Here is a 16,173-nt window from a genome sequence, read left to right on the forward strand (position 1 = left end):
TCCAGGCCGGGGAACGCCAGAATCGAGCCATGACCTCAGCCGCCGAAACATCGCTGGCCGGCGTCCACGTCACGTGGATCGAAGAGACCGGAATCGCTGACATCCCCTCCGTTGGTGGGAAGAACGCTTCCCTGGGTGAGCTAAGCCGTGCCCTGCGGTCCGCCGGAGTGCGGGTTCCGGAGGGATTCGCCACCACCGCCACCGCCTACCGGGCCTTCCTCGACGCCAACAACCTGGAGCCGGGCATTAGGAGCCGCATTGAGGACTACCGGGCGGGACGTTCCACGCTGCGGCAGGCGGGGGCGGCCATCCGCGAACTGTTCCTGCAGGCCAGTTTCCCCGAAGACACCGCAAAGGACATCCAGGAGCACTACCGGGCACTGTGCCAACGCGCCGGGCAGGACCAGGCAGCCGTTGCCGTCCGCAGCAGCGCCACGGCCGAGGACCTGCCGGACGCCAGCTTCGCCGGACAGCAGGAAACCTACCTCAACGTTGCCGGCGGCCGCGCCGTTTTGGACGCCTGCCGGCGCTGTTACGCCTCGCTCTTCACCGACCGGGCCATCAGCTACCGGGAGATAAAGGGGTTCGACCACCTGGACGTTGCATTGTCCGTCGGCGTGCAGCGGATGGTGCGCTCGGACCTGGGCGCTTCGGGCGTGATGTTCTCGATCGACACGGAGTCCGGCTTTCCCCAGGTGGTGGTGATCAGCGCGGCGTGGGGGCTCGGGGAAACGGTGGTCCAGGGAACCATCAACCCGGACAAGTACCAGGTGTTCAAGCCCCTGCTGGCGGACCAGCGGTTCAGCCCCATCATCGAGCGGGAGCTGGGCGCCAAGGAGCGCAAGATGGTCTACAGCCAGGGCGGGGATGCCCGGACCCGGACGGTTGAGACCAGCGAACGGGAACGGCGCTCGCTGGTGCTCGCGGACCCGGAGATTGTCCTCCTGGCGCGCTGGGCGGCGGCCGTCGAGGACCACTATGGGCGCCCCATGGACATGGAATGGGCAAAGGACGGGCTGACAGGCGAACTGTTCATGGTGCAGGCACGGCCGGAAACGGTCCAGGCCCGGCGGGACATTTCCACCTTCCGCACCTACCGGCTTGCAGGGACGGGGCGGGTACTGGCAACCGGTGCCGCCATCGGCGATTCCATCGCCCGCGGGCAGGCGTGCGTGATCACGGATGCGAAGGACATCGAGTCCTTTGTCGACGGTTCCGTGCTGGTTACCCGGATGACGGACCCGGACTGGGTTCCGGTGATGAAACGCGCTGCCGGCATCGTCACCGACCACGGCGGCCCCACCAGCCACGCGGCGATTGTCAGCAGGGAACTCGGGGTGCCGGCCGTCGTCGGGACGCGCAATGCAACGGATGTCCTGTCCGACGGCGGCCCGGTCACCTTGTCCTGCGCTGAAGGGGAAGAAGGCCGCGTCTACGAGGGGCTGCTGGACTACTCGGTGGACGACGTGGACATGCAGGCCCTTCCGGCCACCCGCACCGGCGTCATGGTCAACATCGCCAGCCCGGCCGCTGCCTTCAAATGGTGGCGTCTTCCGGCGGCGGGCGTAGGCCTGGCCCGGATGGAGTTCATCATCAACAACCTCATCCGTATCCACCCCATGGCCCTGGTCCACCCGGAACGGGTCACGGATCCCGGCGAGGCCGGGCTGATCCGGGAACTCACCAGCGGTTATGGCGACCCGCAGGAATACTTCGTCGACGTCCTTGCCACCGGCATCGCGAAGATTGCAGCCCCCTTCCACCCGAAGCCGGTGATCGTCCGGCTCAGCGACTTCAAGAGCAACGAATACAGCCACCTGGTGGGCGGCAGCTACTTTGAGCGCCCGGAAGAAAACCCCATGCTGGGGTTCCGCGGCGCTTCACGGTATTACAGCGGCCATTACCGGGAAGGGTTCGCCCTCGAGTGCCGTGCCCTCAAGCGGGTCCGTGAGCAGATCGGTTTTTCCAACGTCATCGTCATGGTCCCGTTCTGCCGGACCGTCAATGAAGCCGACCTGGTCATCCAGGCGATGGAAGAACACGGCCTGGTCCGTGGCGCGGCGGGACTGCAGCTGTACATGATGTGCGAAATCCCCTCCAACGTGGTCCTGGCGGAGGACTTCGCGCGCCGCTTTGACGGGTTCTCCATCGGCTCCAACGACCTAACGCAGCTGGTGCTGGGCGTGGACCGCGACTCGGAGGAACTCGCTGGGCTGTTCGACGAACGCGACCCCGCCGTCACGTCCATGATTGCCCAGGCAATCAGCAAGGCACACGCCGCCGGTATCAAGATCGGCATCTGCGGGCAAGGGCCCAGCAACCACCCCGACCTCGCCGAGTTCCTGGTGGCCCAGGGCATCGATTCGGTGTCGCTGAACCCGGACACGTTCCTGAAGACCCTTCCCATCATCGCCGCCGCCGAGGCTGCCGCCAAAGGGTAGCTGGCAGAGCCCCGGCCGCCCGGGCAAGCAAAGCCAAGGGGCAGCCAAACTTCAGGGGCAGCAAAGTGCCTGGCCTGCACGCAGGCCAGGCACCGCCGTCGGCTGCTGGTGGGCCTCAGCCCCTGCTGATGGGGATCTTTGCGGAAGCTGCCACCTGCCCCTGGTCCGGCATCGGGGCGCGGACTTCCAGGACGCCGTCCTTGTAGGACGCGGAAACGTCGTCCTGCTGGACGCCGCTGGGCAGCGGGATCCGGCGCATGAACGAGCCGTAGCGGAATTCAGACCTGTAGCTGTCCTTGTCCTTATGCTCTTTCTTCTCCTGCCGCTCGGCCTTGATCGACAGCACGCCGTCGGCGACTGTCACGTCCACGTCCTTGTCGGGATCAATGCCGGGCAGTTCGGCCCGCACCACCAGCGTGTTGCCATCCACCATCTCTTCAACCCGAATGGCGGAAGACCCCGTCTCGCCCTCGAAGAGTCTTTCGATCAGATCCATGGGGGAGCGGCGGGTGTCGAACCATTTCATCAGGTCTGTCATTCTTGCCTCCTGCTCATCTGGACGCCGGATCATCGGGTTGCCCGGCAGTTCCACCATCCGCTTCCCGGGAAGCAGGTTCCAGAGTCAAAGGTCCCAGCCTGCTCCCGCCGGTGCGGGCGCCTGTCCGCCGGGCAAAATGTGCGGCGGCTTCGACGGCCAGGCACCCCGCCAGGGCAGCTGCGACGGCGACGGCCAGGAGTTCCGCACGCGGAAGTCCGAGGCGAAAGAAGTCCTGGGTCAAAGGGACAGTGAAGAGCAGGGCCAGTCCCGCGTACATGCCGGCCAGGATCAGGAGCTTGGGTGTGGTGAGGGGCCGTGATGCGATCACCAGGATCCATGCCGCCACGAGCGCGAGGGTCACGGCGGAGGCCGACTGGGCCTCTTCAGTGTCCCTCCCGCCCGAGGACTGGGCGTAGGCGGCGACGGCCAGTACGCATGCCGCGGCAGAGATCCCGGCGGGTACGGCGAAAGCCAGTGAGCGGCGGAGGAAGCCGGATTCATAACGCCGCGCTCCCGGCTGCAGGGCCAGGAAGAAGGCCGGCAGGCCGATGGTCAGGCCGTCGAGGGCGGACAGTTGCCGGGGCAGGAAAGGGAACGCCAGCAGCAGGATGCCGGCCATGACCGAGATGACCGTTGCGTACACCGTCTTGCTAAGGAAAACCAGGGACACCCGCTCGATGTTGCTGATGGCCCGGCGCCCTTCGTCAACCACTGCCGGCAACCTGTCGAAGCGCCCGTCCAGGAGGACGAGGCGGGCTACGGCCTTGGTTGCCGGTGCCGCGGAATCCATGGCAATGCCCAGGTCGGCCTCCTTGAGTGCCAGGACATCGTTGACCCCGTCTCCGGTCATGGCCACGGTGTGTCCCTGCCGTTTCAATGACTGGATCAGTTCCCTCTTTTGCGACGGCGTGACCCCGCCGAAGAGGTCCTGGGACTCCACGATCCCATCCTGCAGGAGCGGCTCTTCGGGGAGGTTCCTCGCATCGTAGGCCGGACCGGATCCGAAGCCCAGGCCGCGGGCCAGGGCCGAAACAGTCCGGGGATCATCGCCGGAAATGATTTTCACGGTGACGCCCTGGCGCCGGAAGTAGTCGAGGGTCCGGGGGGCGTCCGTCCTGATGCTCTCCCGGAAGGTCAGGAGGAACACCGGGGAAAGGTCCGCCGGCAAGCCGGATTCCGCGGCCCCAGGCGGCAGGGGGCCGGCATGTGCGCCAGCGCCAGCGTGCGGAGCCCGGTTGAGGCGAGCGCCGCTGCCTGGGCGCGTGCCCGCGAACTGCCGGGGGACCCGCCGAGCACCGCGTCCGGCGCCCCCAGGATCCAGGTCCCGGCTGCCCCGGATTCGGGACCGAACGTGACGGAACTCCACTTGCGCGCCGATGAGAACGGGACGGATGCCACCTCCGGGAGCGGAACGGTGGTGGGGAATGCTGCACCGATGGCGGCGGCTGTGCTGCTGGCATCCGATGCCGCCCCGAACCATTCCACGGCAGCCCGCCACCCGTCCTCCGGGCGCCTTCCGGTGCCATGGACTGCGTCAAACTCGATGGGGCCGGAGGAGAGCGTCCCCGTCTTGTCCAGGCACAGGACGTCCACCCTCGCCAGCACCTCCACGGCCGCAAGTTCCTGGACCAGGACCTTCTGGCCGGCGAGCCGGAGGCCGCCCACGGCGAAGGCCACGCTGGTCATCAGGACCAGGCCGAGCGGGATCATGGCCATGATGCCCGCAATTGTCCCCACAGCCGCTGGAACCCACCTCCATGTGGTGAAGGCGGCCGACCACCCGCCCTGTTCCAGCATCTGGGCATTCACCAGCAGCGCGGCGGTGGGCAGCAGCAGCCATGAGATCACGCGGAAGACCCTGTCCAGGCCCCGGCGGATCTCCGACGTGACCAGGGAAAAGCGCCTGGCTTCTGCCGCCAGCCCGGAGGCGAACGTCTCCGGTCCGACGCGCAGGACCCGGGCGTAGCCGGTGCCTCCCAGGACCAATGAGCCCGAGAGAAGCACGGCGCCCGGCAGCTTGGGCACGGGCTCCGACTCCCCGGTCAGCAGGGATTCGTCCACTTCGAGGAAAGCACCGTCCAGAAGCTGAAGGTCCGCGGTGACCTCGTCTCCTGCGCTCAGCACCACCAGGTCATCCGCTACCAGTTCCCCCGAGGGTATCTCTGTCCTGGCACCGTTGCGGATGACCCGGCATGTCGCGGCGTGCAGGATAGCCAACTGATCGAGGGAACGCTTGGCACGGTACTCCTGGATGATGCCCATCAGCGCGTTGCTGATGGCGGACAGGCCAAAGAGGGCATCCCGCCACTGGCCCAGCACCAACAGCAGGAGGAAACTCCCGCCGACGATGGCGTTGAACAGGGTGAAGACGTTGGCCCGCACGATGTCCCAGACGCTGCGGCTCGTGGCTGCCGGAACGCTGTTGACCTGCCCACTGTCGGTCCGTTCCAGTACTTCAGCCGTGGAGAGGCCTTCGGGCGCCCCGCGATGGCCCGCGGCGGGGCCCGAGACGCTTCTGTTCTGCCCGGCTGTGGACATGGCGCGACCAGCAACAGCTTCCGCCGTTACTCCTTGTGCTGGCTCTTGTGCATGCGGGTAATGACGGTGGGGCATGGGGGCTGGGTCAGGACCGCGTGCGCTGTCGAGCCGAGGAGGAGCCGCCCGAACCCGCCCCTGCCCAGGCTGCCGAGGACCAGCAGCCGCGCCCCGGCAGCCGCCCGGACCAGGGCGTCCGCGGGCTCCAGGACTGTCTCCAGGACGCTGTGGACCACAAGGTCGGGGTACTCCTGGCGGAGGCCTGCCAGCGTCTCGGACAGCACCAATTGTTCTTCCTCAACCACGTGGCCGGCGAAACTGGTGGAGGGGAGCCCTGCGGCGATCCAGCGGTTGGGGCCGGTGAAGGCGTAGAGGACCGTTAGTTCTTCACCCAGGACATCGGCCTCCGCCGCCGCAAAGGCAACCGCCTGGGTAGACTCGCGCGATCCATCCACGCCGACGAAGACCCCCCGCCCGTCCTCCTGGCCGATGCCGATGACCGCCACCGGGCATTCGGCAGTGGCAGCGGCCTGCAGGGCGCGGTCGGTCAAGGCCCCGCGGGAATGGCCGCTGGTACCCAGGACCAGCATGGACGCGTTCCTGGAATAGTCCCCCAGTGCCGCTCCCACCCCTCCTTCAAGCAGTTCCAGCGTGACCTGAAGGCCCGGCTCGGCGGCGCGCGCCTTCTCGCCGACCTCCTTGAGCAGGTCCAGGCCCCTTTCGCGGAGCACCTCGACGTAGGGCAGTACCTCAGCGGCCATCCACCGGTCATCCAGGACATGCAGTACGGCCAAGGGCACTTTGAGCCGGTTGGCACGGGCCGCTGCCCAGTACAGGGCGGCGTTTGAGGCGGGCGAGTCGGTGATGCCGACGGCGATGGGCTGGCTTGGTGCCATGGTGGCCATCCTTGTGGGTCTGGTGGGTCTGGTGGGGCGGGTGGTGGGGTTGGAAGGCTTGAGGGGTGGGCAGTTGCCCGCAGCAGGATTAGTCGGCTGTGGGCTCCCGGGGCGGCCACCAGTGTGTTGGTGCCGCAATGACAAACCGCCGGCCGCTGATGTCCTCCGGTGTGATCCGAAGCAGGACGTTCTTTTGTCCGGGTTGCCACGGCGAGAGCCCGGCGTCCATGGCGTCCTGGACTTCCTCCGCGTCCGAGACGACAGCAGCGTGGCCCTTGATGATGACGCTCCAGGCGATGGTCCCGTACTGGTTCATCCCGTCCGCCTCGACTGCCACGGATTTCCGGCCGGCAAGGGAGGCGAGCTTGGTGTTGTCGCCCGTCCGGATCAGCAAGGTGCCGTTGGTGGGGACGTAATTGACGGGGAAGTTCTCCACGGTCTCACCGTCCGCAAAGGCCACCCGGCACAGGGAAGCGGAGCGAAGGTATTTCCAACAATCATGGACGCCGAGATGCTGGATTCCGGGTTCTGTTGCTGCTGTGTTCATGGCCGTAGCCTAGGGCTGGGAAGCAGCCGCGGCTAGGGAAGAAGGTCCCGCCGGTGACAACGCCCGTGACCGATGAATTGCATTCGTAACAGGCCCGGCTATGTCTGTCGTCGCCGGGGTCTTCTAGAATGGTTCCAGGACATGCCTTCGTGCTCGGGGGAGGCGCATTCAGGAACGGGGACGTACTCCGTTCCGGGCGTTTGAATCGCGCCAGGGGCCTGCAAGGACGCAGGTGCTTGCCGCAGGAGGTGGAGCGTGGGCACAGAGCGGCAGTGGAACTCTCCCATGAGGAACAGGGTTGAGGACCTCCTGCGGGATTTGACCGTCCGGGGAGACGAGCTCCTGGATACCCAGGAACGGATCAACGGGCTGCTGGCCGCCGTCGTCGCCCTTGCCGAGGACCTGAGCCTGGAAGCCGTCCTTGACCGCCTTGTCCGCTCTGCCTGCGCGTTGGTGGGCGCAAAATATGGCGCCCTGGGCGTCATTGGCGAGGACCGCAGGCTCAGCCACTTCATTACCGTGGGTATCGATGAGGAGGGCATCCGTTCCATCGGCGACCTGCCGACGGGACACGGCGTCCTGGGCCTGTTGATCCGGGAGCCGAAGCCTTTGCGCCTGCACGATCTTGGCCGGCATCCCATCACCTCCGGCTTCCCCCGGAACCATCCGCCAATGAAGACGTTCCTGGGCGTCCCGGTACGCGTGCGCGACGAGGTGTTTGGAAACCTGTACCTCACCGAGAAGTTCGGCGGAAAGGACTTCACCCCGGAGGACGAGGACCTGGCCGTGGCATTGGCTGCCGCGGCGGGAGTCGCCATCCAGAATGCCCGCCTCTTCGAGGACAGCGCCCGCCGGCAAAGATGGCTGGAAGCAGGCATGGAGCTGAGCAGCCGGCTGATCATGGCGTCCCATCCCCGCGATGCGGACGGATTCGACCTGATTGCTGAAACCGCGTTGAAAGTCTCGGATTCCGCGCTGGCGGTGGTGGCGGTTCCGGCCGGTGAGGGCGTCCTCCGCTGCCAGTCCTCCCTGGGGGTACAGGGCCTGCAGGCCGGGCAGGAGATCACTGTCTCCGCCACGATCTCCTCTGTCATTGATTCGGGCGAATCGTTGGTGGTCCGCGAGCCGGGCCAGGTGTTCGAGGATGAGGTGGCCAAGAAGCTTGGTTCCGTACTGGTGTTTTCGCTCGGGCACGGCAACAGCGACAACGGCGTGCTGTTGGTGGCGCGTGCCCAGGGGGCCCCGGTGTTCAACCAGTCGGATGTCGAATCCAGCGCCACGTTCGGGAGCCGGATCGGGCTGGCACTGGACCTGGCCCGCGTCAACGCGCTGCGGGAACAGAACCTCCTTTTCACTGACCGGGAGCGGATAGCCCGCGACCTGCACGACCTTGTCATCCAGCGGCTGTTCGCCGCCGGCCTGAGCATCCAGACCTTGCGGCGCTACACGCCGGACCCCGTGGCACACGAGCGGATCGGCGCGGTCACCAGGGAACTGGACGACACCATCCGCAAATTGCGGGACACGATCTACTCCCTCCGGACCGGGGAGGAGGAGCGGGAAGCCCTGACGGGCCGGATTTTGCGGGTAGTCCGGGAGAACTCCCGCAGCTACGCTGTCACTCCCAAGGTTGCGCTGGACGGGCCCGTGGACTCGGTCCCGGAAGAGGTGGCCGTCCACTTGCTGTCAGTCGTCTCGGAAGCGCTCAGCAACGCCCTCAGGCACTCCGGAGGCGACGAGATCCAGGTTGCCGTCACGGTGGGCCGGACCCTGGTCCAGCTGTTCATCAGCGACAACGGGCGGGGGTTTACGGAGCCTGCCGAGGTCAGCGGCCTGGCAAACATGCGCTACCGGGCGGGGCTGCTGGGCGGCACCTGCGTCATCGAGAGCGCGCCCGGAAAAGGCACCGCCGTTCAGTGGACGGCGCGGCTCTCTTAATCGGGGCGGGACGGTCCAGCCTGGATGTCAGGATTCATCCGTGGCATTCCGGGTGACGTACACCGCAGCCTGGGTCCGGCGCTCAAAGCCAAGTTTTGCCAGGATCGACGAGACATAGTTCTTGACGGTCTTTTCCGCCAGGAACAGGTCGTCACCGATTTGCCGGTTGGTCAGTCCCTTCCCGATCAAGGCGAGGACCTTCTTTTCCTGCGCGCTGAGGGCCTCCAGGCGCGGGTCAACCGGGGCCCTGGACAGGCCCTCGATGATCCGCTGCTCCACCCCGGGCTCGAACAACGACTCACCGGCCGCGGCCCTGCGGATCCCGGTCAGAAGGTCATCGCTCCGGATCTGCTTCAGGATGTAGCCGGATGCGCCGGCCAGGACAGCACCGCGAAGGGCCTGTTCGTCGTCGTAGCTGGTCAGGATGAGGCAGCGCAGCCGGGGGTCGAGGGAACGAACGTCGCGGCAGACTTCTATGCCCGTGCCGTCGGGAAGGCGCCCGTCCAGGATGGCGATGTCAGGTTGCAGTGCGGGGATGCGCCGTGTGGCCTCGGCGGCGGAGCCGCTCTCGCCAACCACCAGGAACCCTTCACCCTCCAGCAGGTCCCTCAGCCCCTGCCGGACCAGCTCGTGGTCATCGAGGATGAACACGCGCATCGCCCCGGAAGAAGCTGCTGCGTGCTCGGTCCCCGCTTCATGGTTTTGCACCTCATGCTCCCAACATCGGACCAGGCCCTTCTTGCGGAAGGGCAGTCCCCTCGAGGGACTAGTCCCATTGTTCCCTGCGGACGGATCGGCGGGAAGGGACCAAAGTCCACAGCGCCCCGCGCAGGCCGGGGCCGCCGGCAGGTGGCGGGCAGCCGGCTGCCCGGTGCGGGCAACGCCGCCACCCTGATGACCTTTGGCCCTACCCCGCTTGCCGCGGGCAGTCCACGCTGGGACGGACCGCACCATGAGGGAGAACGGAAATGGCGATGGCAGCCGCGGAAACGCACCCGAGAATTATCGTGGGAGTGGATGGGTCAGAGGCTTCCGTGGCCGCCCTCCGGGTTGCCCGCGCATTGGCGGAACCCCTCTCGGCGAGAGTCGAAGCGTGGGCGTGCTGGGACGTCCCGGCAGGCTACGGCGTCTACCTGGCCGTCGGAATCGAAGGATTCAAATACGCGGCGGAACAGGTGCTGCAGCAGGCCCTGAAAGACGCCTTCGACGAGCAGCCGGCCTTCGTGCATCCCAGGCTGGTGCGCGGTAAACCAAGCCCGCTGTTGATCGACGGCAGCCGCAATGCGCTGCTGCTCATTGTGGGTCGCCGGGGACATGGGAGCTTCGTCCCCGGTTCGGTGAGTTCAGCCTGCGTAAGCCATGCGCACTGTCCCGTCCTGGTGGTCCACGCCCCGGAAGAAGGACGGCCGCAGGAAGGCCAGCCGTAGGAAGGCCCGCTAACCCTGTGCCCGCTATCCCTGTGCGTGGTGACGGTGCTCTTCCGCGCGGTGGTCGTGGTGGTGATGGACACGTTGCCCTTCGTCTGCTCCCACCAGTTCGTGGAGTCCTGCCACTGCGTCGGCAAGCGACAAATCCGGGGATTCGACGACGAACGGCATCAGCAGGCGGTTCTCCTTGTCCAGGTGCAGGGCGAAGATCCGCTGGATGGCCCCGGCCGCCACGGCGGCGGCCACCCCGCTGGAGGTCCGGAGCTCCTCGACCAGGTCGACGATGACTTTGTGCTCGGCGAGCATGCCCTCCACCAGGAGCTTCGCACCAGGCTTGCCGCGCGGCCCGCTGTACAGCGGGCCCTCCTCGGCGAGGGCATGGGGGACCAGTTCCCGGTCGCACCAGTCCAGCAACGCAGCCTGGGTGCCCTGCTCGGCGTTCGCGTCTCCGCCCTCGACGGCCTCTGTCAGCAGTCCGGCCATGCCGTTCAGCTGCCGAAGCATATCGGCGTGGTGCGTTTCCACCGCCTTCAGCGCCCGTGCCTCGTTGGATGCCTCTTTTCCTGTGGCCGGTACGGCATTCATTCGTTGTTGCCTTCCAGTTGTGGAACCTGCCGTTTGGAGCGCCCAAACGGCCATCGGAGGTCCTTTGTTGCCCAGTAGCCGGCCACGCTCATCACGGCGAATCCGGTGACCCCAATGAAGGGCGCCCGGATCACCAGGCCCAATACCAGGACGCAGAGGCCGGCCATGAAAAAGACCAGGCCGCGGCCCAGACGGGTCCGCAGCGAAGACGGGGGACCATTCCTGTTGAGCAGCGCGGCGAGCCGGGGGTCATCCTGTTCCAGGCCCTGGGCGATGCTGTCAAGCTCCCGTCGCTCAAATTCCGAGAGTGGCACGACTGCCCCCAATATCCATTCCGTGGTTGCTAGCTGCCTGGCTGGCCGCGCAGCACTGCCAGCCTGTTTTGGTATTCCGCAACGTCGATTTCCCCGCGGGCAAACCGCTCACCGAGTAGGTCCTCCGCTGTTCGCATCGACGGGGACTGGGTGTTGTGCGGATAGGGTGCCCGCAGCGAGCGGGCCAGCAGCACGATGCCGGTGATGACAGCTCCCCAGACCACCACCATGCTGATGCTCATCAGGACATAGCCCCACAGGCCCATGCCGTCGTTCCAGCCGTACACTTCCCTGACCTCCGGTCACTGTAGAACGGATGCCGGCCATCCGCTGACTCCAGTATCGGCAGGAGCGCGGCCACCGCGGCAGAGCCATTGGTCCCCCTTCCAAAGCACCCACCCCCGGGTCTGGCCGGCCGCCGCGGGGGCTTTTGGCACTGGCACGGTACGGCCGGCTCCGCCAGTCTGGGGAGGAGAACCAGGAGGAACGCCCATGGAGGACAAGGGGAAGGCCCGTGCCACTGCGCTTCCCCGAACGGGCTTCCTTGCCCGTTGGATCGGGTGGGTCACCCTTGGCGAGAGCCTGGGCTTCCTTGCCCCGGTCCTCGCCGAGTACATCGGGCCAACGCCTGGCCTGATGGCGTGCCGTTGCTCCTCGTACTGGCAGGCTTTGCCGAGGGGGCGGTCCTGGGCTGGTTCCAGGTGCGGCTCCTGCGGACCCGCCTGCCCGCCCTCGCCTCCCGCCGATGGGTGCTGCTCACGTCCGTTGCTGCCGCCGTAGCCTGGGCTGTCGGGTTGCTGCCGTCGGCCTGGCCGGCATGGCAGGACTGGCCGGTTCCGGCCCGGATTGCGGCCGGGGCGCTGGCAGCAGTCCTGTTGCTTGGCTCGATCGGGTCGGCCCAATGGATCGAACTGCGGCACCATGTGCCGCGGGCGTGGCGCTGGATCGCCGGAAGCGCGGCCGCCTGGGCGGCGGGACTGGCGGTCTTCATGGCGGTTGCCACCCCCTTGTGGGAGCCGGGGCAGGCGGCATGGCTGACCGCCGTCATCGGCGCGGGGGCGGCGGTCGCCATGGGGTTGGTGAGCGGACTGGTCCTGGTCCGCCTCCTCACCGAGGACCGGCCCCCGGGCCACCGGCTTTGAAAGCTCAGGCGCCAGGGGCTGCGGTGCTAGAAGCCGCGGCGCCGGAAGCGCTTCTCCACCGCGACGACCAGGGACGCGAGCACTGCGAGGCCCAGGATGCGCAGCCAGGCTCCGCCGTCGATCGGGGCAGTGTGGAAGAGGTCGTTCATTACTGGTGTGTAGGTGAGGACCAGCTGCGCGGCCGCCTGGACCAGGACGCCGAGGATCACCCACCGGTTGCTGAAGGGCCCGATCCGCCACGCCGGCCGGGACAGGGAGCGGCAGCTGAAGAGGTAGAACACTTCAACGGCCACGAAGAGGTTCAAGGCGGCGCTCCGGGCTTCGGCAACGGACGCGCCAACGCTGAGTTCATGTTCAAAGAGCCACCAGGCTCCGGCAACCATGAGGGCGGAAACCAGCAGGATCCGGAGCGTGAGGGTCCAGGTCAGGAGGGGACGGTCCGGTGCCCTGGGCGGACGGGACATCAGTCCCGGCTCCTTGGGCTCGAAAGCGAGCATCAACCCGAGAGCCACCGCAGTGGTCATGTTGATCCACAGGATCTGGGTGGGCAGGATGGGCAGCGCCCCGCCCACCAGGATGGCCACCAGGATCACCAGCCCTTCTGCCATGTTGGTGGGAAGGGTCCAGACGATGAACTTGGTCAGGTTGTCGAAGACGTTCCGTCCTTCCTCGACGGCTGCTTCGATCGTGGCGAAGTCGTCATCGGTCAGGACGATGTCCGCCGCCTCCTTGGCCACGTCCGTTCCCGAACGTCCCATGGAGATTCCCACGTCCGCCTGCCGCAGTGCCGGGGCGTCGTTCACGCCGTCGCCCGTCATTGCAGCAACGTGTCCGCGCGACTGCAGCGCCCCGATGAGGCGGAGCTTCTGCTCCGGCGAAACGCGGGCGAACACCGTGGCACGTTCGACGGCGTCCGGCAAGCGGTCAGCCGGGATGGCGTCCAGCTCCGCGCCGGTCAAGGCGGTCCCGTTGCCGTGATCGGAAGCCAGGCCGACGGCCGCGGCGATGGTCATGGCAGTCCGGACATGGTCACCCGTAATCATCTTCACCGCGACGCCGGCGCGCTGGCAGGCGTGGACAGCTGAGGCGGCCGCTTCACGCGGGGGATCGAGCATCGCTTGGAGTCCGGTGAGGGTCATCCTGCCGCGCAGAGCCGTCGCGGTCAGGGGGCTGCCTGGCACGGGCAGGTACAGGATGGCTGTGGCGAGCACCCGCAGCCCGGTGTCCGCGAGCGCGTGTGCCGCAGTGAGTGCAGCGTGGCGGTGCACCGGTGCCGTGCCGCCTGTTGCGTCCATCTGGAACGCGCAGAGGTCCAGGACGCGTTCCGCGGAGCCTTTGACCAGGACGATGCTGCGGCCGTCCGGGGGACCTGGCGGATGCAGCGTGGCCATGAACTGGTGCTCGGAGGCGAAGGGCATGGCGGCCTGGCGGGGGCGCGCCGCCAGGAACCCTGCAACGTCCACACCGCCTTTCCCCGCTGCCACAAGCATTGCCGCCTCGGTGGGGTCGCCGCGGGCTCCCCAGGTGGTTCCCTCCGGGAAGACGCTGGCGTCGTTGCAGGCGCCTCCGGCGAGGAGGGACCAGTAGAGTGCCATGTTGTCGGCCGTTGCCACCGGTTGGGCACCCTTCTCCGGCTGGCCCGCGGGGTGGATGTGCCCCTCGGGGCCGTATCCGGAACCGGTGACCCGGTAGCTGCGCTCCGGGGTCCAGATTGCCCGGACCGTCATCTGGTTTTCAGTGAAGGTGCCGGTCTTGTCCGAGCAGATCACTGTGGTGCTCCCCAGGGTCTCCACCACCGGCAGGCGGCGGACCACGGCCCGGCGTCGGGCCATCCGGCGGACGCCGATGGCCAGCGTCACCGTGACGGCGGCGGGAAGGCCTTCGGGGATCGCCCCCACAGCGAGGGCGACGGCGGCAGTAAACATCTGCGCAGGCTGCTCGCCGCGTGCCACCCCGGCGAGGAAGGCCACGGCAGCCAAGGCCAGGATGGCAATCGTCAGGGTCCCGCTGAACCGTGCCAGCTTCTGCGTCAGCGGCGTGGCCACAGGCTGGACGGCCCCCATGAGCCGGTGGATCTCGCCGAGCTCCGTTTCGCCGCCGATGGCGACGACGATCCCCGCCCCGGTGCCTGCGGTCACCAGTGTGCCGCTGTAGAGCATGTTCCTCCGGTCAGCCACCGGCGTGGCCCGGGGAAGCACCACTTCGTCCTTGGACACCGGTTCCGATTCGCCGGTCAGGGCGGACTCGTCCACGCGCAACGCGGACAGCCGGACCAGGCGCAGGTCAGCCGGTACTTTGTCGCCTGCTTCCAGCAGCACGAGGTCCCCGGGAACCAGGTCCTCCGAGGGGATCTGGTGCCTGCTGCCGCTTCGCATCACCACGGCTTTGGTGCGGACCAGCGAATGAAGGGCATCCAGGGCCGCTTCCGCCCGCACCTCCTGGATGAACCCCACCAGTGTGTTGACCAGGACCACCGCAAGGATGACGCTGGTGTCCAGGAACTCGCCCAGGATTGCGGTGACGGTGGCGGCGGCCAGCAGTACATAGACCAGCGGGTTATTGAACTGCCGCGCCAGCTTCCGCAGGACGCTGCCGCTGCGGGACCTCGGCAGCACGTTTTCGCCGAACTGGGCCCGTCGCTGGCTGACCTGTTCCTGGTCCAGGCCGCGGACGGCATCACTTCCGAGCAGCAGGACGACTTCATGGAAAGGCAACCCGTGGTGGGCGGGCTCCGGAGCGTTGGTTTGTGCTGCATCGCCGGCCACGGCACCGCCAGGGCGCGGCCCCTTGTGGCCCTGGTGCCTGCCGGCGGTTGCCTGGCCGGCCTTGGTTTGCCTGATCTTCGCCATGGTGCCGGGATCAGCTTCCCAGCAGGGCATCGAGGGTGGTGAAGCCGTAACCTGCGGCCCTGATCCGGTCGATGGCCTGCGGCAGCGCGTCGGCGTCCAGCGTCGTGGCGTCGTCAGGATTGGAGCCGATGTGCATCAGGACGATTTCGCCTGGCTGCAGCCCCGCCACGGTCCTGTCCACCACGGACTGGACGCTGGCGCCACCGCTGGTGCCCTTCCAGCCCAGCGTGTCCACCGTCCACCGGACCGCCACGTAGCCCAGGCCGTTGACTGTCGTGATGGTCCGGCTGTCACGCTCGCCGTAGGGGAACCGGAGGAACGGCCGTGGATCCGCGCCCGCCGCAAGGATGGCCTGCTCCGCCCCGCGCACCTGTTCGGCAATGGCGCCGTCGGTGAGGCCGGTGAAGCCGGGGTGGGTCATGGAGTGGTTTCCCACCCGGTGCCCGGCCGCCGCGATCTGCGCCACGCCCTGTGGATTGTTGGCGGCCCAGTTGCCGGTCAGGAAGAACGTGCCCGTGGCGCCTTTGGTGGACAGGGCGGAAAGGATTTTGGGCAGCCCCGCTGCGTTCGCTCCCGCGTCGAACGTCAGCGCAACAACACGCCCCGCCCCGGGGATCACGGTGAGGTCCTGGCCTAGCAGCGATCCGGGGAAGGGCGCGGCGGGTGCCGGCTCTGCGGTGGCCGGAGGCTCCGGAGGTACCGTGACGGGCGGCTCAACCGGAGTCTGGCCGGCCTCCGGCGTCCCGGTTTCCTGGGGCGCAGTGACCGTGGCGGAGCCGCTGGGGCCCGGTGAGGACGGTTCGGTGGGCGAAGCCGGCGGCGGGCTGCCGCCGCCCGGCCGCAGCAGGACGGCAAGGACTGCGGCCAGGAGCGCCAACGCGAGCACCACCACGACGGCGACGGCCCGACGTCGTACTTCCTTGCCCGACGCTGCCATTACGGACCCCGGCGCGCTGTCCCG

The 16,173-nt window shown here is 67.6% G+C and carries 15 protein-coding genes; 4 read left to right on the forward strand and 11 right to left on the reverse strand.

What is annotated here, in order from left to right:
* Positions 1-29 precede the first annotated feature (29 nt).
* Complete coding sequence (ppsA, locus tag AC2JAJ_RS17075) at positions 30-2,441, forward strand: phosphoenolpyruvate synthase (RefSeq protein ID WP_473697093.1); 2,412 nt, start codon at positions 30-32, stop codon at positions 2,439-2,441.
* 115 nt (positions 2,442-2,556) lie between these two features.
* Here the strand turns inward: ppsA and AC2JAJ_RS17080 are convergent, their stop codons facing one another.
* The 5 genes from AC2JAJ_RS17080 to AC2JAJ_RS17100 form a co-directional block, all read right to left on the reverse strand.
* The gene (locus AC2JAJ_RS17080) at positions 2,557-2,979 is read right to left on the reverse strand and encodes an Hsp20/alpha crystallin family protein (RefSeq protein WP_221385905.1); all 423 of its coding nucleotides are present in this window, start codon (positions 2,977-2,979) and stop codon (positions 2,557-2,559) included.
* 13 nt (positions 2,980-2,992) lie between these two features.
* Positions 2,993-4,147 (reverse strand): HAD-IC family P-type ATPase, encoded by a 1,155-nt coding sequence (locus tag AC2JAJ_RS17085; protein ID WP_486415076.1) that lies wholly within the window; start codon positions 4,145-4,147, stop codon positions 2,993-2,995.
* Complete coding sequence (locus tag AC2JAJ_RS17090; RefSeq protein ID WP_486415075.1) at positions 4,114-5,517, reverse strand: HAD-IC family P-type ATPase; 1,404 nt, start codon at positions 5,515-5,517, stop codon at positions 4,114-4,116. Before AC2JAJ_RS17090 ends, AC2JAJ_RS17085 begins: the two co-directional genes overlap by 34 nt.
* A gap of 26 nt (positions 5,518-5,543) precedes the next feature.
* On the reverse strand, positions 5,544-6,410 hold the full coding sequence (locus AC2JAJ_RS17095; RefSeq protein WP_486415074.1) for a universal stress protein: 867 nt from the start codon (positions 6,408-6,410) through the stop codon (positions 5,544-5,546).
* Between the two features lie 88 nt (positions 6,411-6,498).
* The gene (locus AC2JAJ_RS17100) at positions 6,499-6,957 is read right to left on the reverse strand and encodes a pyridoxamine 5'-phosphate oxidase family protein (RefSeq protein WP_486415073.1); all 459 of its coding nucleotides are present in this window, start codon (positions 6,955-6,957) and stop codon (positions 6,499-6,501) included.
* A gap of 285 nt (positions 6,958-7,242) precedes the next feature.
* On the opposite strand from AC2JAJ_RS17100, the gene AC2JAJ_RS17105 reads away from it, so the two are divergent.
* Positions 7,243-8,895 carry a GAF domain-containing sensor histidine kinase gene (locus AC2JAJ_RS17105; RefSeq protein WP_473697097.1) on the forward strand — a complete coding sequence of 551 codons (1,653 nt, stop codon included), beginning with the start codon at positions 7,243-7,245 and terminating at the stop codon, positions 8,893-8,895.
* 27 nt (positions 8,896-8,922) lie between these two features.
* Here AC2JAJ_RS17105 and AC2JAJ_RS17110 read toward each other — a convergent pair whose 3' ends face one another.
* Entirely contained in the window at positions 8,923-9,552 is a 630-nt protein-coding gene (locus tag AC2JAJ_RS17110; protein WP_221385960.1) for a response regulator, read from the reverse strand.
* 317 nt (positions 9,553-9,869) lie between these two features.
* Between AC2JAJ_RS17110 and AC2JAJ_RS17115 the strand changes: the two genes are divergently transcribed.
* Positions 9,870-10,322: a universal stress protein gene (locus tag AC2JAJ_RS17115; protein WP_486416777.1), complete on the forward strand. Its 453-nt coding sequence runs from the start codon at positions 9,870-9,872 to the stop codon at positions 10,320-10,322.
* Positions 10,323-10,346: 24 nt separating this feature from the next.
* Here the strand turns inward: AC2JAJ_RS17115 and AC2JAJ_RS17120 are convergent, their stop codons facing one another.
* The 3 genes from AC2JAJ_RS17120 to AC2JAJ_RS17130 are packed head-to-tail and all read right to left on the reverse strand — an operon-like array spanning position 10,347 to position 11,508.
* Positions 10,347-10,907, reverse strand: coding sequence for a hemerythrin domain-containing protein (locus AC2JAJ_RS17120; RefSeq protein WP_486415072.1), 561 nt, complete (start codon positions 10,905-10,907; stop codon positions 10,347-10,349).
* The gene (locus tag AC2JAJ_RS17125; RefSeq protein ID WP_486415071.1) at positions 10,904-11,221 is read right to left on the reverse strand and encodes a DUF3040 domain-containing protein; all 318 of its coding nucleotides are present in this window, start codon (positions 11,219-11,221) and stop codon (positions 10,904-10,906) included. Before AC2JAJ_RS17125 ends, AC2JAJ_RS17120 begins: the two co-directional genes overlap by 4 nt.
* Positions 11,222-11,250: 29 nt before the next feature.
* Positions 11,251-11,508, reverse strand: coding sequence for an SHOCT domain-containing protein (locus AC2JAJ_RS17130; RefSeq protein WP_221385912.1), 258 nt, complete (start codon positions 11,506-11,508; stop codon positions 11,251-11,253).
* 354 nt (positions 11,509-11,862) lie between these two features.
* Here AC2JAJ_RS17130 and AC2JAJ_RS17135 point away from each other — a divergent pair, with 354 nt between their 5' ends.
* The gene (locus AC2JAJ_RS17135) at positions 11,863-12,363 is read left to right on the forward strand and encodes a hypothetical protein (RefSeq protein WP_486415070.1); all 501 of its coding nucleotides are present in this window, start codon (positions 11,863-11,865) and stop codon (positions 12,361-12,363) included.
* 26 nt (positions 12,364-12,389) lie between these two features.
* Here AC2JAJ_RS17135 and AC2JAJ_RS17140 read toward each other — a convergent pair whose 3' ends face one another.
* Both AC2JAJ_RS17140 and AC2JAJ_RS17145 read right to left on the reverse strand, forming a co-directional pair.
* Positions 12,390-15,212, reverse strand: coding sequence for an HAD-IC family P-type ATPase (locus tag AC2JAJ_RS17140; RefSeq protein ID WP_486415069.1), 2,823 nt, complete (start codon positions 15,210-15,212; stop codon positions 12,390-12,392).
* Positions 15,213-15,222: 10 nt separating this feature from the next.
* Positions 15,223-16,149, reverse strand: a complete 927-nt coding sequence (locus tag AC2JAJ_RS17145) for a polysaccharide deacetylase family protein (RefSeq protein ID WP_501053219.1) — start codon at positions 16,147-16,149, stop codon at positions 15,223-15,225.
* Between the last annotated feature and the right edge of the window lie 24 nt (positions 16,150-16,173).

It is taken from the genome of Arthrobacter sp. MOO21, from assembly GCF_057369995.2.